The organism is Pseudomonas sp. WC2 (assembly GCF_050586545.1).
In the GTDB taxonomy this organism is placed as follows: Bacteria; Pseudomonadota; Gammaproteobacteria; order Pseudomonadales; family Pseudomonadaceae; genus Aquipseudomonas.
In genome coordinates, this window is the sequence record NZ_JBOBDR010000019.1 from 24339 (window position 1) to 46738 (window position 22400).

Genomic DNA, 22400 nt, shown 5'->3' on the forward strand with positions numbered 1-22400 from the left:
ACGAACTTACCTTTAAATTTTTTTTGCCGTAGAATCAGCCAGCCTTTTAAGGCGCCAATGTCCGTTAGAAGCTGTTTTCAAAGCGTCACGAGCACAGTCGTTCCTTCAGAGCGGTGTTGGCGAGGGGTTTTTCCAGCGGGGAAAAGCCCAACGCCAACCCTCATCAGCTCCCCGTTCTGCAGGCGTAAAACTTTGAAAGCAGCTTCTGTAAGGAATTGCCGGTAATTCTGGCCGAACGACCCACAACGTCGTGAGGAGCATGAGTACGGCAATTTCGGGATGAGCGTCCCGGACACCCATTTGGGACCACTGATGAGGGTAATAACTGTGCTTGAAGCCTACCGCAAACATATCGAAGAGCGTGCAGCCCTGGGTATCGTTCCCCAGCCGCTTAACGCCGAACAAACAGCAGGCCTGGTCGAGCTGCTGAAAAACCCTCCGGCTGGCGAAGAAGAATTTCTCGTTGACCTGATCACCAATCGCATTCCACCAGGCGTGGACGAAGCGGCGTATGTCAAAGCCGGCTTCCTGTCTGCATTGGCCAAGGGCGAAGTTTCCTCCCCTCTGCTGGACAAAAAGCGCGCTGTAGAACTGCTCGGCACCATGCAGGGCGGCTACAACATCGTGACTCTGGTTGACCTGCTGGACGACGCCGAGCTGGCGCCAGTCGCTGCCGCGCAACTCAAGCACACCCTGCTGATGTTCGATGCGTTCCACGATGTCGCGGAAAAAGCCAAAAACGGCAACGCTCACGCTAAAGCCGTGCTGCAATCCTGGGCTGACGGCGAGTGGTTCAAAAACCGCCCGACGCTGGAAGACAAGATCAGCCTGCGCGTGTTCAAGGTCACCGGCGAAACCAACACCGACGACCTGTCCCCTGCTCCAGACGCCTGGTCGCGTCCAGACATCCCGCTGCACGCCCTGGCCATGCTGAAAATGGCTCGCGACGGCATCGTTCCTGATCAGCAGGGCGCCATCGGCCCGATGAAGCAGATCGAAGAAATGCGCGGCCAAGGCTTCCCGATCGCCTACGTCGGTGACGTGGTCGGTACCGGTTCCTCGCGTAAATCGGCGACCAACTCGGTGCTGTGGTTCTTCGGCGACGACGTTCCTTACGTGCCGAACAAGCGCGCTGGCGGTTTCTGCTTCGGCAGCAAAATCGCTCCGATCTTCTACAACACCATGGAAGATGCCGGCGCACTGCCAATCGAGTTCGACGTGTCCAACATGAACATGGGCGACGTGATCGACCTGTACCCGCATGCTGGCAAAGTCTGCAAACACGGCACCGACGAAGTCCTGACCACCTTCGAAATGAAGACTCCGGTGCTGTTGGACGAAGTTCGCGCTGGCGGCCGTATCCCGCTGATCATCGGCCGTGGCCTGACCGAGAAGGCTCGCGCCGAACTGGGTCTGCCACCGTTTGACCTGTTCAAAAAGCCTGATGCACCGATTGAAAGCACCAAGGGTTACACCCTGGCGCAGAAAATGGTCGGCAAGGCGTGCGGTCTGGCAGAAGGCAAAGGCATCCGTCCTGGCACCTACTGCGAACCGAAAATGACCACCGTGGGTTCTCAGGACACCACCGGTCCAATGACCCGTGACGAACTGAAAGACCTGGCGTGCCTGGGCTTCTCGGCTGATCTGGTGATGCAGTCCTTCTGCCACACCGCGGCGTATCCAAAGCCGATCGACGTGACCACCCACCACACCCTGCCTGACTTCATCATGACCCGCGGCGGCGTTTCCCTGCGTCCGGGCGACGGCATCATCCACTCGTGGCTGAACCGCATGCTGCTGCCAGACACCGTCGGTACCGGTGGTGACTCGCACACCCGTTTCCCAATGGGCATTTCGTTCCCGGCCGGTTCCGGTCTGGTGGCGTTTGCTGCGGCCACCGGCGTTATGCCGCTGGACATGCCGGAATCGATCCTGGTGCGCTTCAAAGGCAAAATGAAACCTGGCATCACCCTGCGTGACCTGGTTCATGCGATTCCTTACTTCGCTATCCAGAACGGTCTGCTGACCGTCGAGAAGAAAGGCAAGAAAAACGCCTTCTCCGGCCGCATCCTGGAAATCGAAGGTCTGGAAGGTCTGACCCTGGAGCAGGCGTTCGAACTGTCCGACGCCTCGGCCGAACGTTCGGCTGCCGGTTGCACCATCAAGCTGTCGAAAGAGTCGATCACCGAGTACCTGAACTCCAACATCACCCTGCTGCGCTGGATGATCGGCGAAGGCTACGGCGATGCGCGTACTCTGGAACGTCGTGCACAAGCGATGGAAGCCTGGGTTGCCAATCCGGAACTGATGGAAGCCGATGCCGACGCCGAATACGCCGAAGTCATCGAAATCGATCTGGCCGACATCAGCGAGCCTGTCCTGTGCGCGCCGAACGATCCGGACGACGCCCGTCTGCTGTCCAGCGTTGCTGGCGAGAAGATCGACGAAGTGTTCATCGGTTCGTGCATGACCAACATCGGTCACTTCCGCGCTGCCGGTAAACTGCTGGATCAGGTCAAAGGTCAGCTGCCAACCCGTCTGTGGCTGTCGCCGCCGACCAAGATGGACGCTCACCAACTGACCGAAGAAGGCTACTACGGCATCTACGGCAAGGCTGGCGCGCGCATGGAAATGCCGGGCTGCTCGCTGTGCATGGGTAACCAGGCACGTGTAGAGCCGAACGCGACCGTGGTTTCCACTTCCACTCGTAACTTCCCGAACCGTCTGGGCGACGGCGCGAACGTCTACCTGGCTTCGGCTGAGCTGGCGTCCGTGGCTTCGATCCTGGGTCGCCTGCCGACCGTCGAGGAGTACATGGAATACGCTGGCAAGATCGACAGCATGGCGGCCGATATCTACCGCTACCTGTCCTTCGACCAGATCGCCGAGTTCCGTGAAGCTGCTGCGAACGCCAACATCCCGGTCGTTCAAGCCTAACGCTACAACGCAATGAAAAACGCCGCCCATCGTGAGATGAGCGGCGTTTTTTTTATGCCCGCAAGCCGCCACAAATTCAATGTGGGAGCGAGCCTGCTCGCGAATGCGCTGGGTCATCCAGCATCAATATCAACGGATAGACCGCTTTCGCGAGCAGGCTCGCGCCCACTGGGATTATGGCGTGGATCAGAACACCGACCAGCCAATCCTGGAACTGAGCATTTCCAGCGCCGCCATCCCCGCCAGCGAGTTCCCGGCAGCATTGAGCTCCGGCGACCACACGCACACCGTAAACTGCCCCGGCACCACCGCGACAATCCCGCCGCCGACCCCACTCTTTCCCGGCAAGCCAACGCGGTAGGCGAAGTTGCCCGCCTCGTCATACAAACCGCTGGTGGCCATGATCGAGTTGACCTGTTGGGTCTGGCGTCGCGTCAGGATCTGTTCGCCGCTGTGCTTGCAGAAACCGTCATTGGCCAGAAAGCAGAAGGCGCGGGCCAGATCGATGCAGTTCATGCGCAGTGCGCAGTGGCTGAAATAGCTGCGCAGCACCGCTTCGACATCGTTGTGAAAATTACCGAAGGACTGCATCAGATAGGCCATCGCCGCATTGCGCGCACGATGCTGGTATTCGGAATCGGCAACCTTGCCGTCGATCATGATCTGCGGATTGCCCGACAGGCGCCGGACGAAATCACGCATCGACAGGGTCGGCGCGGCGAAGCGCGACTGGTTGATGTCGCAGATCACCAGCGCGCCGGCGTTGATGAACGGATTGCGCGGGCGGCCACGTTCGAATTCCAGTTGCACCAGCGAGTTGAACGGCTGACCGGACGGCTCATGCCCGAGCCGCTCCCAAATCGCCTCACCGGAATGATCGATGGCCTGCACGAGGCTGAACACTTTGGAAATACTCTGCACCGAAAACGGCGTCTCGGCGTCGCCGGCGCAATACATCTCGCCGTCGTTGCCATACACGGCAATGCCCAGTTGATTGGCCGGCACGGTGCCGAGGGCAGGAATGTAGTCAGCCACCTTGCCTTGCCCGATCAGGGGCCGGACAGCGTCAAGGATCTCGTTCAACAGCGCTTGCATGCCGGGTTCCGAAGTCTCGCCCCATGGGATTGCGGGGACACTGGGGCTAGACGCTGCACGGAGGGATCGAATCACACACTTTGGGCCCACAGAATCCAAGGTGGACCTTTATTTTCGGATGTCAGTGCGCTCGGTCAAGTCCGGCGAGCAAGGCACTGTCGCGGCTGTAGATGTCCGGTGCGTACTGCACGTGGCCGTCATTGCCGACCTGCGCCGTCCAGTAGGTCATCAGAATTGGCACCGGCGCCGACAGGCGGAATTCGTGGGTGGTGCCAGTCGCCAACAAGGTGTCGGTGCGGGCCTTCTCCGCTGGGCTGAGCAGCAGATCACGCAACTGCAGCGGATGCTCGACCCGCACGCAACCGGAGCTGAACGCGCGCGGGCCTTTGTCGAACAGCGCCTTGCTCGGCGTGTCGTGCAGGTACACCGAAAACGGATTGGGAAAGCGGATGACCATTTGTCCCAGCGGATTGCGCGGCCCGGCGTCCTGGCGCAAAAGAATATTGCCGGGGTTGTCCCAATCGACGTCAGCCGCCGCAATGGGCTGACCATTGGCGTCGAGCACTTGCAGGTTCTGGCGACTGAGGAAGGTCTGATCCTTGCGGATCGCCGGCAGCTTGTCTTCCTTCCAGATGGTCGGCGGCACGGTCCAGGTCGGATTCAGGGTCAGGCGCGTGACGCGGGATTTGAGCAGCGGTGTCTGGCGCTCGGCGCGGCCGACTTGAGTGCGCGTCTGCCAGACCGCTTGGCCGCCCTGATAGAGAGTCAACTCGGCAGCGGCAACGTTGACCAGCAAACCATCGGGCTCCAAATCCTGGGCCATCCAGCGGAAGCGTTCAAGATTGACCCGCAGCTGTTCGCGACGGGTCAACGGGCTGATATTCAGTTCAGCAATCGTCCCCGGCCCGACCACGCCGTCAGCCTGCAACGAATGATTGGCCTGAAAGCTTTTCACCGCCTCGACCAGCACGCCGCTGTAAGCGTTGTCCGGCGTGCCGATGGCGTGGGTCAGATAGCCTTCGTTGAACAAACGCTGGGCCAGTTGCGGCACGCGTTTGTCTTCCATGGACGGACGCAGCAACGGACCATCGCCGACCGATTGCCATTGCGGCAAGGCTTTGAGGCGTTGTGCGGCATACAACTGACGCAGGTTCTGATATTGCGCCAGACGCGGACGGGCCAGATCGAACGCCGCCGCGATGTCATGCATGCCCGGCACGGCGATGGCGAGTAATTCCGCCTGACGGTCGCGGGGCGCGGTGTCGGCATGCCACAGCGGTTCGAAATGCGACTGCAACAGCCGACCGTAATGCAAATCCTGCAAGGCCTGAAGGTAGTAGCGACTGATCTCGATGTCGGCGCACAACTCGCCGTCCTGCGGCGGTACGGCAGCAACCGGGTAGCGTTTCGGATTGAGGCCATCGTCGGCCAACAGCTGCAATTGCGCCTGCAAGGCCGGCAAACGTGCGGTTTCGCTGGCCCACACCGGCATCCAGTCCTGCTGCTCATAGAACGCTTGCAACTGCGTCAGCGCGGGGCCATTGAGCTGAGTGCCAATCCCCGGGCATGCCTGCGGCAGGCTGATCAGCACCGCCTGCAACGGACTTTGCGGCTCAACGGGCATTTCGGCCGGCGGCGTTGGCAGCGTCTGCAACGGCGGCAACGGCTCATCTGCACAAGCGACAAACGGCGCAGCGAGCAGGCAAATGCTCAAGTAGCATGCGTACTTTTTGAACAACTGCTTTACTCCAATCCATGGCCGTCCAGATGACGGTCAACCTTACATCAGGTGCGCTGAACAGTCAGGTTCGATCGACGAGCTTGCGGGTAACGACTGGGAGTCAGGAGCCAAAGTGCCAAATGAGTAGCAAGTGAGGACACTTTATAAATGTTGACGTTTTTGCGCCGACTTCTGCTGACTACCGCGACCCTTGTCGCTGTGTCCAGTCCAGTTTTTGCCGCCGGCAAGCTATCGCCGGTTCTCTACACCAGCCTCGCGCACGCCGCGCCAGAACTCAATCCCCAAGCGCTGAAAGGTGCACTGAACGCCATGCAGTGCGCGGTCAACAATGGCGCGAAACCATCCCGCCACTTGGCGATCATCGATTATTCGCAACCGTCGACCGAACGCCGCTTGTGGATTTTCGACCTGAGCAAACAGAAGTTGGTTCTACGCGATTTGGTCGCCCATGGCTCCAATTCCGGGGAAAACTTCGCCACACAGTTCTCTAACCGCGAAGGTAGTTATCAATCCAGCCTCGGTCTGTTCCGCACTCAGGAAAGTTACAGCGGCACCCACGGCTATTCGCTGCGCATGGACGGTCTGGAGCCCGGTTTCAATGACATGGCTCGCGATCGCGCCATCGTCATTCATGCCGCCAGTTACGTGAATCCGCTGTGGAGCAAGAAACAGGGGCGCATCGGCCGCAGCCAGGGCTGTCCGGCGGTGCGTCCGCAGATCGCCAAACAGGTGATTGATCGCCTGAAGAATGGCCAGTTCATGTTTTCGTGGTACCCGGATCAGCGCTGGTTGAAGTCCTCGCCGTACCTCAATTGCCAGCCGCAGCAGGTGGCGAGCATCCTGAGCACGCACGCGAGCTGACAAGCACCGCATACCCCTGTGGGAGCGAGCCTGCTCGCGAATGCGTTATGTCAGATAATATTTTAGTGCCTGACCCGCCGCCTTCGCGAGCAGGCTCGCTCCCACAGGGATAGTGTTCCTTCAGCTAAACCGTCTCCGCCCTTTTCATTACAACTTTGTCATTCAGCTGTCGGTTTACCGTGCGGATCGCTCGGTAGCCTGAAGTTGTTCCGGCGCCAATGCCGATCAACTCCGACCACTGAGTGACTGACCATGAAAACCCTTCTGCTCGCCTTCACCGCCCTCCTCGCCACCGGTTCCGCGTTCGCCGCCAACATGCCCGAGACCGCGGTGATTCATGACAAAACCGGCTTCTATGTGCATCTGGATGTCGACAAAGTTCTGTCCAGCACTGATATTTCACAAGCGTGCGGTGTGGTGCCGGCGCAATTGAATTACCTCGACCATCAGGGCCGCAAACATGTGCTGGACTATGAAGTACAGGGCAGCGGCTGCACGAATGACCATTGAGGCTGAGCGATGAATATTCTGGTTGTCGAAGACGAGCCAAAGGCCGGCAATTACCTGCTCAACGGTTTGCAGGAATTGGGCTACAGCGTCAGCCTGGCCCGCGACGGTGCCGATGGTCTGCACTTGGCGCTGGAGCACAGCTTTGACGTGATCGTGCTCGATGTGATGATGCCGAAAATGGATGGCTGGGAAGTGCTGCGCCGGTTGCGCAAGGAAGCCGACACGCCGGTGCTGTTCCTCACCGCCCGCGACGACATCGCCGACCGCGTCAAAGGCCTGGAACTGGGCGCCGATGACTACCTGATCAAACCGTTTTCCTTTGCCGAACTGGTGGCGCGCCTGCGCACCCTGACCCGTCGTGGCCCGATCCATGAGGACGAGCAGCTGCAAGTGGCCGACCTGCAAATCGACGTGCTCAAGCGCCGGGTCAGCCGCGCCGGGGTGCGCATCACCCTGACCAACAAGGAATTCGCGCTGTTGCAACTGTTCGCCACGCACACCGGCCAAGTTCTCGCCCGTTCGCTGATTGCCTCGCGGGTGTGGGACATGAATTTTGACAGCGACACCAACGTCGTCGATGTCGCCGTGCGCCGTTTGCGCGCCAAAATCGATGACCCGTTCCAGCTCAAGCTGATCCACAGCGTGCGCGGCATCGGCTACCGCTTCGATACGCAGCCATGAGCGGTAAAACTTATTCCCTGACGTTGCGCCTGGCGCTGGTTTTCGCCCTGCTCGCCTTCGCTTCGCTGGCGGGCCTCGGTGCGGCACTGTATGGCGAGTTGGAGGAGCAACTGATTCGCCGCGATGACATTTCGCTGGTCAGCCGCGTCGATCAATTGCGCACGTTCCTCAACGACAGCAACACCTTGGAGCTGATCAAGAACAAACCGGCGCTGTTTCAGAACATGCTCGGCAACCGCGAAGCGTTGCTGACGATTGGGGCGCCGGGGCAACCGCCATTATTGGTGGTCAACCCAGGCAATCTGACAACGCCGACGCTGCCGGCCGTGCCGATCAACCATACGATGACGCTCAATGATGTGCAGCACTTGCCCAGCGTCGACGGTGTGCCGTTTTCCGCGGTGGCTGCGGCGATCGACTCCGGCGAACTGGGCAATCTGCAAGTGACCACCGGACGCTTGATGAGCGAGCGCACAGCGATGCTCGCCAATTATCGGTTGAGCGTTTACGGCCTCGCATCGTTGGCGGCGTTGTTGTTGGCGGTGGTCGGTTGTTTGCTGGTGTATCGCGGTTTGCTGCCGTTGCGCCGTGTGGCGAAACACGCCCATGGGATCGGCGTCGGCAATCTCGGCGAACGCCTCGACAGCAGCGGTGCGCCGCGCGAATTGCAGCCAATGATCGAAGCGTTCAATGCGATGCTCGATCGTCTCGCCAAAGGCTTTGCGCAGTTGAGTCAGGTGTCCACTGACATGGCTCACGAACTGCGTACGCCGATCAACAACCTGCTCGGTGAAACCCAGGTCGCCCTGCATCAGAATCGCAGCATTGAGGCTTATCAGCAGTTGCTCGCCTCCAACGTTGAAGAGCTGGAGCGGCTGACGCGGATGCTCGACAACATGCTGTTTCTGGCGCGCACCGATCCGGCGAGTGCCTTGAGCCAACGTCAGGAGCTGGACGCGGCGGAAGAGATGCAGCGGATTGCCGATTATTTTGAAGGCCTGGCGGCGGATGTCGGCGTGAGCATCGAGGCGCGCGGCAGCGGGGTGATCTGGGCTGAGCCGATGTTGCTGCGCCGGGCGCTGGCGAATTTGTGCGCGAATGCGATCAAGTATGGCGCGGCGGATTCGACGTTGCAGGTGGAAGCGATTGCCGAGGCGGATGGCAGTTATCTGCGGGTGCGCAACCAAGGCGCGACGATTGCACCGGAACACTTGGCGCGACTGTTCGAACGCTTCTATCGCGTCGACCAATCCCGCGAACGCTCGGCGCAATCCAATGGGCTGGGCCTGTCGATCGTTGCGACCATCATGCAGTTGCATCAAGGCCGGTACAGCGTCAGCAGCGCCAATGGCATCACCTGCTTCGAACTGTTCTTCCCCGCCCGCCAATCAACATAAATCGCCGACACCCCACAACCCCCTGTAGGAGCGAGCCTGCTCGCGAAAGCAGTGTGTCAGTCGCCAGTCATGTTGGCTGTGCCGGCCTCTTCGCGAGCAGGCTCGCTCCCACCTTTGAACTGCGCTCGGCTGATGATCAGGGCTATCAGCATCAATGCCACCGCGACAGCGAACGTCATGTGCAAACCGCTGCCGATAACCGCGGCAGGTGCCTGGGTCGGATCCCCCGCCGCCAACGCAAACACTGCGCCCATCACCGCCGCGCCCGTGATCAAGCCGAGGTTGCGCGCCAAACCTAGCATCGCCGACACGACGCCACGCTGATCTGCACTGACGCCCGCCATCAACCCGGTGTTGTTGGAGGCCTGAAACAGCGCGTAACTGGCGGCGATCAGCATGATCGGCAGCACGTACGCAGCCAGTCCGAGGCTCATCGGCAACAGCGCCAGCAAGCCACAACCGCAAGCCATCCCAAACAACGCGCCCGGTACGATCCGTCGCGCGCCAAAGCGATCCACCAGACGCCCGGCCGGCACGCCGCCCAGCGCCGACAGCAACGGCCCGACCGACAACACCAATCCAACCATGGCGCTGCTGAGGCCCAAACCTCGACTGAGGTAAAACGGTCCGACCACCAGCGTGGTCATCATCACGGTGGTCACCAGCAGTGTCAGCATCAAGCTGCTGCTCAATCGCGGATCAGCGAACAGCGCCAAGCGAATCAGCGGCGCCTTGACCCTTTTCTGCACAGCGACAAACACTGCCGCAGCGCAGCCATTGACCAGCAACAACGCCAGCGTGAAGCCTTTCAACGTCATCGCCAGCGCATAGGCCGCCAGGGTCACCACCAGCACCGCGGTGCCGACATAATCGAATGCGATCCGCTTGCCGACCGCTCGATCCGCCGGTAGAAAGCGGTACACCAAGCAGATATTGAGCAAACCCAGTGGCACGTTGAGCAAAAATATCGACTGCCAGCCAACATGCGTCATCAGCAGCCCACCCAACGACGGCCCAAGGCTGGTGCCGGTCGCCGACATCGTCGCCAACAAGCCCATCGCACTGCCCGCTCGCGACTTGGGCACCGCGTCGGACACCAGCGCAACCGTCAGCGCGAACATCATCGCCGCGCCGACACCTTGCACCGCCCGTGCGCCGATCAGCCAACCCAGCCCCGGGGCCAGCGCGCAGGCCAACGACGCGCTGGTGAAAATGCCAATCCCGATCAACAGCAAGCGCCGCCGGCCCAAGCCATCCCCCAGACGCCCGACGCTGACAATCAACGTGGTGACCGCCAGCAAGTACGCCAGCACGATCCACTGCACCTGCTGGAACGTGGCCTCGAACGCCGTCGCCAGAATCGGCAACCCGGCGTTGGCGATGCTGGTGTCCAGGGACGGCATCAGCATCGACAAGGCCAGACTGGCCAGCGCCCAGCGGGCGGGTGTGCTCAGGGACTCTTCGGGCATGTTCGGCTCACAATGCAAAGGTGATCCGCCATAGCCTGAGCCTCGACAACACACGGCGCAAGACGCATGCTTTGCACTCGATACCTGCATGGAACGCCATGTCATGAGCGCCCCGGATCTGAACCTGCTGATCACCCTCGACGTCTTGCTGCGCGAAGGCAGTGTCGCTCGCGCGGCTAAATATTTACGCCTGAGTCCGTCAGCGATGAGTCGAGCGCTGGCCCGTCTGCGCGAAACCACTGGGGATCCGCTGCTGGTGCGCGCGGGCCGGGGCTTGGTGCCAACACCGCGTGCATTGGAATTGCGCGAACGGGTCAGCCATCTGGTGCAGGAAGCCGAGGCGGTGTTACGGCCTGCCGATGTACTCGATCCCGGCCGCTTGCAACGCACCTTCACCCTGCGCAACACCGACGGTTTTGTCGAAACCTTTGCCGCCGCCCTGCTCGCGCGCATCGCCGAAGAAGCGCCGGGCGTGCGCCTGCGCTTTGTGCAGAAAGCCGACAAGGACAGCACGCCGCTGCGCGAGGGTCGCGTCGATCTGGAAACCGGCGTGGTCGACGACACGACTGACCCGACGCTGCACAGCCGCATCCTGTTTCAGGATCAGTGGATCGGTGTAGTGCGTGAGGGGCATGCGTTGAGTTCGGGCAAGGTCAGCAGCAAGCGCTTTGCCGGCGGCGAGCACATTCTCATTTCACGGCGCGGGCGCAGCAGCGGCCCGGTCGATGAAGCGCTGCTCGCCCTCGGCCTGACGCGGGACATCGTCACCTCGTTCGGTGGATTCTCAGCGGCGCTGACCCTGGTGCGCGAATCCGATTTGATCGCCACGGTCCCGCAACGTCATACCAGCAAACTGCGCACGGGCCTGCACAGTTTCGCCCTGCCCTTCGCGATGCCGGACATCAGCGTGTCCATGCTCTGGCATCCGCGCATGGACGCTGATCCGGCGCATCGTTGGTTGCGCAATTGCGTGCGGGAAGTCTGCGCCTAACGCGCGTCGCCATCCGCCGGTTTGTAGAAGCGGAATTTGCCGACCTCGGCGGTCTTGCGGTATTCCTTGGCCCAGCTCGGATGGACGTTGCGGTCATGAAAATACAGCGCGCCTTTGCTGCGATCCTTGAGTTGGCGGTTCAACGCCTTGCCGGCGATTTCCTTGGCCAGGGCGTACTCGGCGTCTTCCTTGACCTGATCCGGCTTGCCATCGCACCACCAGGAAAACTGGCAGCTTTTGGTTTCCGAACCTTGTTTGACCACCGCACAGACCGTATCGGGAAACCCTTCGTGGCCAAGGCGATTCATCACCACACTGGCGACGGCTTCCATTTCCGGGGTGTCCCTGCCTTTGGCTTCCCAATAAATACTGCGCGCCAGACAGGTGATCGGGTCGTCCAGCGGCGCGGCGCCCGCCGGGTCGACCGCCTGCACTTCGGTCGGAGTGATCGCTTCGGCTTTCGGCGCGGGGGCGGCGCTGACTTTGTCCGCCGCTTTTTCCTCCAGCACCTGAGCTTTCTCTTCCGCTTTCGCTTTGATCGGAGCCTGATCGGTGGCCCATGCGAAGCCTGCCAACAAGGTCAATACGAGACAACCCGCCAAGCCTTTCAATCCCATGTCTGTTCTTCCGGCAGCGCCCGAGTCGGGCAAGATGTTACGTCGGGGAGACGCCCGGATCCCGGGGCCTTCGGTGAGTGTAGACGGCAAATCGGCAGACAAAGTTGCGCAGAAAAAACCGCCGAATGAAGAAAAAGACATTGCACCCACCCGGGGCCTTTCGCGCATCATGGGCGCATTCAGCTCAAGGGAGATTTCCATGCGCTTCATGCCATCCGTTTTGCGTTTTGCCGCGTTGTCCGTGGGCGTTGTGTTTGCCATTCCGGCGCTGGCCGGCGATGAGTCGCAATTGATCGAGTCGATCAACAGCTACCGCAGCCAGCCGCAGCGCTGCGGTTCGCAGGCGTCCAACGAACTGCCACCGTTGTCGGCAGATCCGCGCCTGAGGCTGCGCGCCAGCGGTGCCGTTGACCTGCAACAAGCCATGGCCAGCGCCAGTTACCCGATGGTCAATGTGCAGGCGATCACCCTCAATGGCCCGCGTGATGCAGCGTCGGCAATGAAGGCGATTCAGGAAAGTTTCTGTCAGGTGGTGCTCGATCCGCAGTTTGTCGACGTCGGCGTCAGCCGCGAAGACCGTGACTGGCGCATTGTGTTGGCGCGGCCGCTGCTGTCGGCCAAGCTGGGCGATGCGCAAAGTGAAGGGCAAAAGCTGCTGAGTGAACTCAACACCGCCCGCAGCCAGGCGCGTCAGTGTGGCGGCCAGGCGTTCACCGCTGCCGCGCCGCTGGCCTGGAACGCGACGCTGGGCACGATCTCTCAGGATCACAGCCGTGACATGGCCAACAACAGCTACTTCGATCACAAGGACCGCGACGGCCGCACGCCCGGTGACCGCGCGGAACTGGCCGGTTACAGCGGCCAACTGGTCGGCGAAAACATCGCCGCCGGGCAAGACACCGTGCACAAAGTCGTCGAAGGCTGGCTGGCCAGCCCCGGCCACTGCGCCAACCTGATGAACCCGCAATACACCGAACTCGGCGCCGCCTACACCACCGACCCGAAAAGCAATGCCGGCATCTACTGGACCGCCATGTTCGGCGCCCAGTAACCACTCTCCAACACACCACAAATCCCTGTAGGAGCTAGCCCTGCTAGCGATGAGGCGAGGCCAGTCAACCTCTCCATCGACTGACCCAACGCCTTCGCGAGCAGGCTCGCTCCCACAATGTTTGGCGGTGGTCTCATCGACGGCGTCGATCAGCCAGTCACTAACAGTGATTGGACGCCATGCAACGTTGCCCATAACCTACGTTGTCCCAACTCTTCCCAATGCGGTTTTCATTCCTGCGAGGCTTTCTTGTCAGAGCGCGTCTTGATCGATGGTTACAACCGCCGCGTCGACTATCTGCGCATGTCGGTGACCGACCGCTGCGATTTCCGCTGCGTCTATTGCATGGCGGAAGACATGCAGTTTCTGCCGCGCCAACAAGTGCTGACGCTGGAGGAGATCTATCAACTGGCGCAGAGCTTCGTCGCCCTCGGGACGCGCAAGATTCGCCTCACTGGCGGCGAGCCGCTGATCCGTCCGGGCGTGGTCAAGTTGTGCGAGCAGATCGCCGCCCTGCCCGGCCTGCGCGAACTGTGCATGACCACCAATGGCTCGCAATTGGGCAAACTCGCCGCGCCGCTGTTCGACGCCGGAGTCAAGCGCCTGAACATCAGCCTCGACAGCCTGGATCCGCAGCGCTTCAAAGAGATGACCCGCACCGGCGATCTGGCGCAGGTGATCAATGGCATCGATGCCGCGCGCAAGGCCGGTTTCACCCGCACTAAACTGAATGTCGTGGTGATGCAGGGCCGTAATGATCAAGAGATCAACGATCTGGTCAGCTTCGCGATTGACCGTCAGCTCGACGTCTCCTTCATCGAAGAAATGCCGCTGGGGATCATCAGCGAACACAGTCGCGCCGAGTCGTTTTTCTCCAGTGCGCAGGTGCGCGACAAGATCGCCGAACGCTATACCCTGATTGACTCGGCGGAATCCACCCAAGGCCCGTCGCGCTACTGGCGGCTGGCCGAGGCGCCGGAGATTCGCCTGGGGTTTATCTCGCCGCACAGTCACAATTTCTGCGGTACCTGCAATCGCGTGCGGCTCACCGTTGAAGGTCGCCTGCTATTGTGTCTGGGTAACGAGCATTCGGTGGACCTGAAAGCGGTGCTGCGCGCTCATCCGGGGCAACCGCAGCGGTTGGAGAAAGCCATCATCGAGGCGATGAAACTCAAGCCGTATCGACACAATTTCGAAGTGAACGACGACGTTCAGGTCGTGCGCTTCATGAACATGACGGGCGGCTGATCCCGCCAGTTTTCATCGGTTATGGGAACCGCACAGAATGATCATCAGACCCAAGGTCAATCAGTTCGCCATTCTCTTCACCCTCAAGGGTTCGATCGCCAAACGCATTGCCATGCGCACGCTGATGGTCACCCTCCTCGCTTCGGCCATCGTGCTGGTGGAAATCCTCCATCCGAGCAACTTCACCAAGGTCAACGCCACGCCGTTTACCCTGCTCGGTTTGTCGCTGTCGATCTTCATGAATTTTCGCAATAACGCCTGCTATGACCGCTGGTACGAGGCGCGCAAGGCCTGGGGCGAAGTGATCGTGCAGATTCGCTCGGTGATTCGCGAAACCCATGTGATTCGTGAGTCGGCTGAGCGCAAGCCGATGCTGCTGAATCTGTGCGGGTTTGCCCATGCGTTGAACGCGCGGTTGCGCAAGGAAAGCGAAGCCGACGCGAGCAGCCAATGGATCACGCCGAAACCTGATCCGCAGACGCCGGATTACAGTGGGCGCATTCTGCAAACGGTAGGTCGACAGTGTTCAGATCTGCATGAGAACGGTGAGCTGAGCGAGTGGCGCTACATGCTGCTGGCCAATCACCTGACCAGCCTGACCCAGGCCCAAGCGGTGTGCGAACGGATCAAAACCACGCCGCTGCCGTTTCCCTACACGCTGTTGTTGCATCGCACGATTTACCTGTTCTGCATTCTGCTGCCGTTCGCCATGGCCGAACCGTTGGGCTGGTTGACGCCGCTGTTCACGGCGATTGTCAGCTACACGTTCTTTGGCCTGGATGCGATTGCCGATGAGCTGGAAGACCCGTTCGGCCGCGACGAAAACGACCTGCCCACCGATGCACTGGTGCGCACCATCGAACGCGACATCCTCACTGAACTCGGCGCAGAAGTGCCGCCAGCGCTGAAGCCTGTGGACTATGTCCTGAGCTGATCCACTCTCTCCCACACACCACAAAACCCTGTGGGAGCTAGCCCTGCTAGCGATATGGCCAGCACAGCCAGCATCTCCATTGACTGACCCACCGCTAGCGGCAGCACGGCTGGCGTGTTCAAGATAATTCACATTGATCGTTTACACGCCCGCGGATTCCCCCTTACTATCCGGGCACACCGGTTGGCGGCATCCACTCCGCCACCGACGTTTTCCGCCAACGGAAACACGCGTTATGAGCACGTCACCACAACAACTAAAATCGTTGAACGTCTCCGCTGTGTGCACCTTCTGCAACAGGGGCCGCGCATGAATCGTATCGTCAATCTCCCCATGGCCCTGCGCCGTTCCAAGCTGCGTCACTCCGCACGCCCGCCGGATATCGTCCTGCCCGTCTGATCGCGTCCGTTAAGTAAGCCGCGACAGTCTCCCAATTCTTGACATCCCTGCCAGGACAGCCACGCCTATCGCCGTGCCGTGTCCGGTTCGAATCTGCGCGCCTGTGCGGCGCCATCGTGAGTGATTGATTATGAAATTTGCAGCCATCGAAGACGCACGCCTGTTCCTTGAACAAAACCCCGATATCGACATGATCGAGTTGTTCATCCTCGACGCCAACGGCGTGCCGCGCGGCAAGCTATTGCACCGCGAAGAACTGCTCGCCGTGTATGAAAGCGGTCGCCCGCTGCCAAGCACCATTCTCGGTTTGACCGTGCAAGGTGAGGACGTTGAAAACTCCGGTCTGGTCTGGGACGTCGGCGATATCGATTGCCGCGCCTATCCACTGGAGGGCAGCCTGGTGCGTCTGCCGTGGCGGCAGATCCCGACCGCCGCTGTGCAGGTCAGCATGCACCCGACCGAGGGCATGCCGGCGAGCATCGCCGACCCACGACACTTGTTGATCAAGGTTATCGATGGCCTTAAAGCCGAGGGTTTTCACCCGGTGATGGCCTGCGAATTGGAGTTCTATCTGCTCGACGCCAAACGCGATCACAACGGCCGCCCGCAACCGGCGCTGGATGCCGACGGCGGCCGACCGCGGCACACACAGGTCTACGGTTTGCGTGAGCTGGAACAGATTGAACCGTTCCTCGCCGACCTCTACAGCGCGTGCAAACTGCATGGCATTCCGGCACGCACGGCGATCTCCGAATACGCGCCGGGGCAAGTGGAAATCACCCTCGAACACGGCGATGCGCTGCAAGCGATGGACCAAGCGGTGCGCTACAAACGGCTGGTCAAAGCCGTGGCGCACAAGCACGGCATGCAGGCGACGTTCATGGCCAAACCGTTCGATGATCTGGCCGGCACCGGCATGCACATGCACGTCAGTCTGGCGGATGGTGCCGGGCGCAACTTGTTCGCCTCCGAAGACCCTGCCGGCACCCCGCTGCTGCGCACGGCGATTGGCGGCATGCTCGCTTCGTTGCTCGATACGCTGCTGCTGTTCTGCCCGAACGCCAACTCCTATCGCCGCTTCCAGGCCAACAGCTATGCGCCGTTGGCGCCGACCTGGGGCGTCGACAACCGCACCGTCAGCCTGCGCGTTCCGGGCGGCCCGGCGAACACTCGACACATCGAACACCGCATCTGCGGCGCCGATGCCAACCCGTATCTGGCGGCGGCGGCCATTCTGGCTGGCATTCATCGCGGCATTCGCGAAAACCTTGATCCGGGCGCGCCGGTCGAGGGCAATGGTTATGCGCAAGCAAAGGAATTGTTACCGACCGATTGGCTGACCTCGTTGCAGGCGCTGGAGCAATCGGCGTGGGCACGGGATGCCTTGGGGCAGGAATTTCTCGGGGTGTATCTTGCGGTGAAGCGGGCCGAGTATCGGCAGTTCATGGCTGAAGTGGGTGAGCAGGATTGGCGGTGGTATCTGACCGAAGCCTGAAAACTGCACCCTCTGAACCCTGTGGGAGCTAACCCTGCTGGCGATTGCGGTGTGTCATTCACCAACAATGTGACTGATACGGCCCCATCGCTAGCAGGGCTAGCTCCCACAGGGATTGCACTCCGACTTCCGAAATTAGTGTGGACACTGACATGACCGAACGCTGCAATTCCTACTACACCGCCACCCTCAACCAGGACACCGACTACCCTACCCTGCAAGGTCGGCACAGCGTCGATGTGGTGATCATCGGCGGCGGTTTTACCGGCGTCGCCACGGCTGTGGAGCTGGCCGAAAAAGGCCTGAAAGTCGCCATCGTCGAGAGCAATAAAATCGGCTGGGGCGCCACTGGGCGCAATGGCGGCCAGGTCACCGGCAGCCTCTCCGGCGACGGCGCGATGCGCAAGCAGATGCGCGCGAAACTCGGCGATCAGGTCGATGACTTCATCTGGCACCTGCGCTGGCGCGGGCATGAAATCATCAAGCAACGGGTCGAGAAATACGCCATCCAGTGCGATCTAAAACACGGTCACTTGCATGCCGCGTACAAGCCCAGCCACATGGCCGATTTGCGCAAGGATTATGAAGAAGCCGTGCGTCGCGGACTGGGTGATGAGGTCAGCCTGCTCGACCGCAGCCAAGTCCGCGACCTGTTGCAAAGCGACCTGTATCACGGTGCGATCAAGAACACTCGCAACATGCATTTGCACCCGCTCAACCTGTGCATTGGCGAGGCACGGGCGGCAGAAAGTCTCGGTGCGCTGATCTTTGAAAACAGCGAAGTGCTGGAGATCATTCATGGCGAGACACCGGGCGTGCGCACCGCTCACGGGCAGATCGACGCCAAGCAAGTGATGCTGGCCGGCGACGTTTATCACAAGCTCGAACCCGAAAAACTCAAGGGCAAGATTTTCCCGGCCATGGGCGGCATCGTCACCACCGCGCCGCTGGGCGATCTGGCGCGGCAAATCAACCCGGAAGATCTCGCGGTGTACGACTGCCGCTTCGTTCTCGATTACTACCGCCTCACTGCCGATGGGCGCTTGCTGTTCGGTGGCGGCGCCAACTACAGCGGCAAGGATTCACGGGACATCGCCGCCGAACTGCGCCCGTGCATCGAGCAAACCTTCCCGGCGCTCAAAGGCGTGCAGATCGACTACCAGTGGAGCTGCGCGATGGGCATCGTCATCAACCGCATTCCGCAACTGGGCAAGCTCTCGGATAACGTCTGGTATTGCCAGGGCTACTCGGGACACGGCATCGCGACGACGCACATCATGGGCGAAATCATGAGCCGGGCGATCACCGGGCAGATGGAACAGTACGACACGTTTGCCCAGTGCCAGCACATTCGCGTGCCGATGGGGGATTTGCTCGGCAACCCATTGTTGGCTGCCGGGATGTGGTATTACCAGATGCTTGAGCGCCTGCGCTGAAACATGTGTTGAATGTACCGGCCCCTTCGCGAGCAGGCTCGCTCCCACATTCGAACGCGTTTCTGAGATAGAACTCGGTCAACTGTGGGAGCGAGCCTGCTCGCGAAGGGGCCATCCAAACCACCGCAAAACCTCAATCCGGCAACTGCTCGACCACAATCCCCAACCGCCGATAATCTTCAACACTCCCCGACGCCACATGCCGCTCGGTAATCAGCATCTGCAGGCGCGAGCACGGTCCCACCACAAACGGCTCCACCGCTCCGAGCTTGTCCGCCGACGTCACCGCAATCACCCGCGCGGCGCCTTCGAGCATCGCCTGCTTCACCGGCACTTCATCGAAATGCACCGAGGTAATGCCCACCTCCGGATGAATCGCGCAGACGCCGGTGATCGCCAGATCCGCCTTGATCCCCGCCAGTAAACGCAACGCTTCATGCCCACCCGCCGCCATCGTGCGCGGGTTCAACTGGCCGCCGGCGAGAATCACCTTCACCCCTTTGAATTCCGACAGGGCAATCGCCGTCATCGGTGAAGCCGTCACCGCCGTGATGCTGATATCTGCACGCAACGACCGCGCGACCTGCAACGTGGTCGAGCCGGAATCGAACAGCACAATCTGCCCGTCCTCAACCTCCTGCGCCGCCCGTTGCGCCAAGCGGATTTTCACCTCATCGGTCTCGTCCAGCCGCGTGAAGTAATCCTTGCCGGAATCCTTCGGTCGCGGCAACGCCCCGCCGTGGACGCGCTGCACCAAGCCTGCGGTATCCAGTTCGGCGAGGTCGCGGCGAATGGTGTCTTCGGACACCGCAAAGTGCTGGCTCAACTCGGACGCCATGACCTTGCCGTCACGTTCGAGGAGCAAAAGGATTTTCTGGCGACGCAGGGATGGCAGTTCAGCCACAGAATGATCGTGCATGGATATGCCTGTTTGTGCTTGTAGTTGCAGGTTTGCGCGAGACTAGCGAAAGCTTCAACCAAACACAAACCGCCGGGTATCAAATGTTTCGATCATCGGAATCAACAAAGCGAATTTTTTCTTTGAATTCAGCCTGTTCAAAATGGCCTCACTTCTAAACGGCTCAGGATGAACACTTCATGAATCTCAATTTTGCGTTTGCGTGCATGATCGTTGTGTCGTTTGCGGTGGCCCTCGGTCACGCCTGACAGCGCCTCAGATCGACGCCAGCAGATGCTCGCGCAGCCATTTGTGCGCCGGATCGCGGTGGGAGCGTTCGCCCCAGAACATGGCCATCTCGTAGCCAGGCACTTCCAGCGGTGCATCGACCACTTGCAGGGCCGGATTGCCGCGCACCAGACGTGACGGCAGCATCGCCACCAGATCGGTGCTCGCCAAGACCGACATCGCCATCAGAAAGTGCGGCACCGACAGCACCACTTTTCTCTGCAATCCGACATCGGCCAGCGCCTTGTCAGTCGCTCCGAAAAAGCCTCCCCCCTCTCGCGACACCAAAACATGTTCCAGCGCGCAGAACTGTTTGCGCGTTGGCGCGCGCTTCAAACCGGGATGGCCGACTCGACCGGCCAGCACGTAGCGCTCGGTGAACAGCGGTCGACGATGCAGTTCGGGCGGCGCGTCTTCGCTGATGTGCAGCGCCAGATCGAACACGCCCTGCTCGGCCTGCTTCACCAACTGCGCCGGCAGCATGTCGATGATCGCCAGCCGCGTGCCCGGCGCCTGTTCACGCAAACCGCTCAGGGCTGGCAGCACCACCGTCGACTCGCCGTAATCCGTCGCGGCGATTTTCCAGGTGTGCGTCGCTTGTGCCGGATCGAACGCGCTGGCCGGCGCCACCGCTTTTTCCAGCGCTTCCAACGCCTCCCGCAACGGCTCACGCAACTCGTCGGCCCGCGCGGTTGGGCGCATGCCGCGAGGGCCGGGCAACAGCAGCGGATCGCCAAAAATGTCGCGCAACTTGGCCAGATGCACACTCACCGAAGGCTGCGACAGGTTCAGCCGCTGCGCCGCGCGAGTGACATTGTGCTCCGACAGCAACACATCGAGGGTCAACAGCAGATTGATATCCAGCCGTCTCAAATTATTCATGGCTATACCAGACATATCAGACATTCATTTCCAATATACCGGTTGAGCGCCGATCCTGCAGTCACTCAGCTAACGGAGCTTCAACATGAAAGTCTTACTGGTTTACGCCCACCCAGAGCCAACGTCGCTCAACGGCTCGTTGCGCGACTTCACCGTCCAGCGCCTGCAAGCCGCCGGCCACACTGTGCAGGTCTCCGACCTCTACGCGATGAACTGGAAAGCCACCCTCGACGCCGACGACGCCCCGCAACGCGATTCGTCGCAACCGTTCCACGCCTCCCTCGACTCGAAAATCGCTTACGCCGAAGGCACTCAATCCGCCGACATCGCCCGCGAACAGGAGAAACTGCTGTGGGCCGACGCGCTGATCCTGCAGTTTCCGCTGTGGTGGTTCACTCTGCCGGCGATTCTCAAGGGCTGGGTCGATCGCGTGTATGCCTATGGGTTTGCCTACGGCGTCGGCGAGCACTCCGACAGCCGCTGGGGCGAGCGTTACGGCGAAGGGAAAATGAAAGGCAAACGGGCGATGCTGATGGTCACCACCGGCGGCTGGGAATCGCACTATGCCCCGCGCGGGATTAACGGGCCGATGGATGACCTGCTGTTTCCGATCCAGCACGGGATTTTGTATTACCCGGGGTTTGAAGTTGTGCCGCCGTTTGTGGTGTATCGCACTAGCCGGATGGATGAGGCGCGGTATGCGGAGATTAGCGGGGAATTAGGCCGGCGGCTGGATGAGTTGTGGAGTGCACGGCCGATTGGGTTTCGGCAGCAGAATGGGGGGGAGTATGAGATTCCTGGGTTGACGTTGAAGGATGAAATCGCACCCGGGACCGAGGGCTTTGCAGCGCACAGCGTTTAACATCCGCTAGCTACGGGTGAATAGAATATTTTTTTAGGTGCGCTTAAGCCATATGAACAGAACCATGGTTCACATCAGCTGTGTTGTGTAACATTTCCAGAACAGTCGCTTTTACAAGGAAGTTCATAATGTCTGGCAAACCTGCTGCCCGAGTTACCGACCCTACCTCTTGCCCCCTTCCGGGCCACGGCGTTAACCCGATTGCCGCTGGCTCTCCTGATGTTTTTTTTGATGGTTTGGCTGCCGCCCGCCAAAACGACAAGAGCGCATGCGGCAGCCCTATCACTGGAGAGGTTGCCTCAACTGTCCTCATCAACGGTATGCCCGCCGCTACCGTTGGCAGCATTGGTGCTCATGGCAACAATGTCGTAAGTGGCTCGTGGTCACAAGCACATTTATCAAAGGCGCAAAAGTATTAAGAGTATTTGCTATCGCTTTCACTGCATATGACCTAAAACTTGCTGCCGAAGAATCTTTTAAGCAAAAAAGCGTAAAACCAATATCTGTGGAGGTCGTCAAGCAGGCTGGAGGCTGGGGAGCAGCCATTGCGGGCGCCAGAATAGGTTTGGTGGCGGGCGCGGCAGTTGGAATTGAAACAGGGCCTGGTG

18 protein-coding genes and 1 pseudogene are annotated in these 22400 nt (G+C 60.5%); 13 read left to right on the forward strand and 6 right to left on the reverse strand.

Annotation, left to right across the window (positions count from 1 at the left end):
- The first annotated feature begins 327 nt into the window (after window positions 1-327).
- Window positions 328-2937 carry a bifunctional aconitate hydratase 2/2-methylisocitrate dehydratase gene (gene acnB / locus ACQ4OE_RS21435; RefSeq protein ID WP_064390526.1) on the forward strand — a complete coding sequence of 870 codons (2610 nt, stop codon included), beginning with the start codon at window positions 328-330 and terminating at the stop codon, window positions 2935-2937.
- A 186-nt stretch (window positions 2938-3123) separates the two neighbouring features.
- Here the strand turns inward: acnB and glsB are convergent, their stop codons facing one another.
- Window positions 3124-4032 carry a glutaminase B gene (glsB, locus tag ACQ4OE_RS21440; protein WP_034152462.1) on the reverse strand — a complete coding sequence of 303 codons (909 nt, stop codon included), beginning with the start codon at window positions 4030-4032 and terminating at the stop codon, window positions 3124-3126.
- Window positions 4033-4153: 121 nt separating this feature from the next.
- Entirely contained in the window at window positions 4154-5770 is a 1617-nt protein-coding gene (locus ACQ4OE_RS21445; protein WP_430947829.1) for a L,D-transpeptidase family protein, read from the reverse strand.
- 150 nt (window positions 5771-5920) lie between these two features.
- Here ACQ4OE_RS21445 and ACQ4OE_RS21450 point away from each other — a divergent pair, with 150 nt between their 5' ends.
- From ACQ4OE_RS21450 to ACQ4OE_RS21465, 4 genes are all read left to right on the forward strand, one after another.
- On the forward strand, window positions 5921-6634 hold the full coding sequence (locus ACQ4OE_RS21450; protein ID WP_122594361.1) for a murein L,D-transpeptidase catalytic domain family protein: 714 nt from the start codon (window positions 5921-5923) through the stop codon (window positions 6632-6634).
- 252 nt (window positions 6635-6886) lie between these two features.
- On the forward strand, window positions 6887-7144 hold the full coding sequence (locus ACQ4OE_RS21455; RefSeq protein WP_122594362.1) for a DUF2790 domain-containing protein: 258 nt from the start codon (window positions 6887-6889) through the stop codon (window positions 7142-7144).
- A gap of 9 nt (window positions 7145-7153) precedes the next feature.
- Window positions 7154-7825, forward strand: a complete 672-nt coding sequence (locus ACQ4OE_RS21460; protein ID WP_007918415.1) for a heavy metal response regulator transcription factor — start codon at window positions 7154-7156, stop codon at window positions 7823-7825.
- Window positions 7822-9222 carry a heavy metal sensor histidine kinase gene (locus ACQ4OE_RS21465; RefSeq protein WP_430947830.1) on the forward strand — a complete coding sequence of 467 codons (1401 nt, stop codon included), beginning with the start codon at window positions 7822-7824 and terminating at the stop codon, window positions 9220-9222. Before ACQ4OE_RS21460 ends, ACQ4OE_RS21465 begins: the two co-directional genes overlap by 4 nt.
- Window positions 9223-9278: 56 nt before the next feature.
- Here the strand turns inward: ACQ4OE_RS21465 and ACQ4OE_RS21470 are convergent, their stop codons facing one another.
- On the reverse strand, window positions 9279-10691 hold the full coding sequence (locus ACQ4OE_RS21470) for an MFS transporter (RefSeq protein WP_430947831.1): 1413 nt from the start codon (window positions 10689-10691) through the stop codon (window positions 9279-9281).
- A gap of 103 nt (window positions 10692-10794) precedes the next feature.
- Here ACQ4OE_RS21470 and ACQ4OE_RS21475 point away from each other — a divergent pair, with 103 nt between their 5' ends.
- On the forward strand, window positions 10795-11682 hold the full coding sequence (locus ACQ4OE_RS21475) for a LysR family transcriptional regulator (protein ID WP_430947832.1): 888 nt from the start codon (window positions 10795-10797) through the stop codon (window positions 11680-11682).
- Here the strand turns inward: ACQ4OE_RS21475 and ACQ4OE_RS21480 are convergent.
- Window positions 11679-12299, reverse strand: coding sequence for a cell wall hydrolase (locus tag ACQ4OE_RS21480; RefSeq protein WP_430947833.1), 621 nt, complete (start codon window positions 12297-12299; stop codon window positions 11679-11681). The genes ACQ4OE_RS21475 and ACQ4OE_RS21480 overlap by 4 nt on opposite strands.
- Before the next feature lie 199 nt (window positions 12300-12498).
- Here ACQ4OE_RS21480 and ACQ4OE_RS21485 point away from each other — a divergent pair, with 199 nt between their 5' ends.
- From ACQ4OE_RS21485 to ACQ4OE_RS21505, 5 genes are all read left to right on the forward strand, one after another.
- Window positions 12499-13350: a CAP domain-containing protein gene (locus tag ACQ4OE_RS21485; RefSeq protein ID WP_430947834.1), complete on the forward strand. Its 852-nt coding sequence runs from the start codon at window positions 12499-12501 to the stop codon at window positions 13348-13350.
- A gap of 249 nt (window positions 13351-13599) precedes the next feature.
- The gene (moaA, locus tag ACQ4OE_RS21490) at window positions 13600-14598 is read left to right on the forward strand and encodes a GTP 3',8-cyclase MoaA (protein WP_430947835.1); all 999 of its coding nucleotides are present in this window, start codon (window positions 13600-13602) and stop codon (window positions 14596-14598) included.
- A gap of 37 nt (window positions 14599-14635) precedes the next feature.
- A complete protein-coding gene (locus ACQ4OE_RS21495) occupies window positions 14636-15532 on the forward strand; it encodes a bestrophin family protein (RefSeq protein WP_430947836.1) in 897 nt (298 codons plus the stop codon).
- A 529-nt stretch (window positions 15533-16061) separates the two neighbouring features.
- Window positions 16062-17426, forward strand: a complete 1365-nt coding sequence (locus tag ACQ4OE_RS21500; RefSeq protein WP_430947837.1) for a glutamine synthetase family protein — start codon at window positions 16062-16064, stop codon at window positions 17424-17426.
- Window positions 17427-17578: 152 nt separating this feature from the next.
- Window positions 17579-18862, forward strand: coding sequence for an NAD(P)/FAD-dependent oxidoreductase (locus ACQ4OE_RS21505; protein WP_430947838.1), 1284 nt, complete (start codon window positions 17579-17581; stop codon window positions 18860-18862).
- A gap of 133 nt (window positions 18863-18995) precedes the next feature.
- Here ACQ4OE_RS21505 and ACQ4OE_RS21510 read toward each other — a convergent pair whose 3' ends face one another.
- On the reverse strand, window positions 18996-19781 hold the full coding sequence (locus ACQ4OE_RS21510) for a DeoR/GlpR family DNA-binding transcription regulator (protein WP_430947839.1): 786 nt from the start codon (window positions 19779-19781) through the stop codon (window positions 18996-18998).
- A gap of 255 nt (window positions 19782-20036) precedes the next feature.
- Window positions 20037-20930 (reverse strand): LysR family transcriptional regulator, encoded by an 894-nt coding sequence (locus tag ACQ4OE_RS21515; RefSeq protein ID WP_430947840.1) that lies wholly within the window; start codon window positions 20928-20930, stop codon window positions 20037-20039.
- An 85-nt stretch (window positions 20931-21015) separates the two neighbouring features.
- Here ACQ4OE_RS21515 and ACQ4OE_RS21520 point away from each other — a divergent pair, with 85 nt between their 5' ends.
- Both ACQ4OE_RS21520 and ACQ4OE_RS21525 read left to right on the forward strand, forming a co-directional pair.
- Window positions 21016-21792, forward strand: coding sequence for an NAD(P)H-dependent oxidoreductase (locus ACQ4OE_RS21520; protein WP_430947841.1), 777 nt, complete (start codon window positions 21016-21018; stop codon window positions 21790-21792).
- A gap of 128 nt (window positions 21793-21920) precedes the next feature.
- A pseudogene (locus ACQ4OE_RS21525) lies at window positions 21921-22172 on the forward strand (PAAR domain-containing protein); the annotation flags it as partial.
- Window positions 22173-22400: the final 228 nt, after the last annotated feature.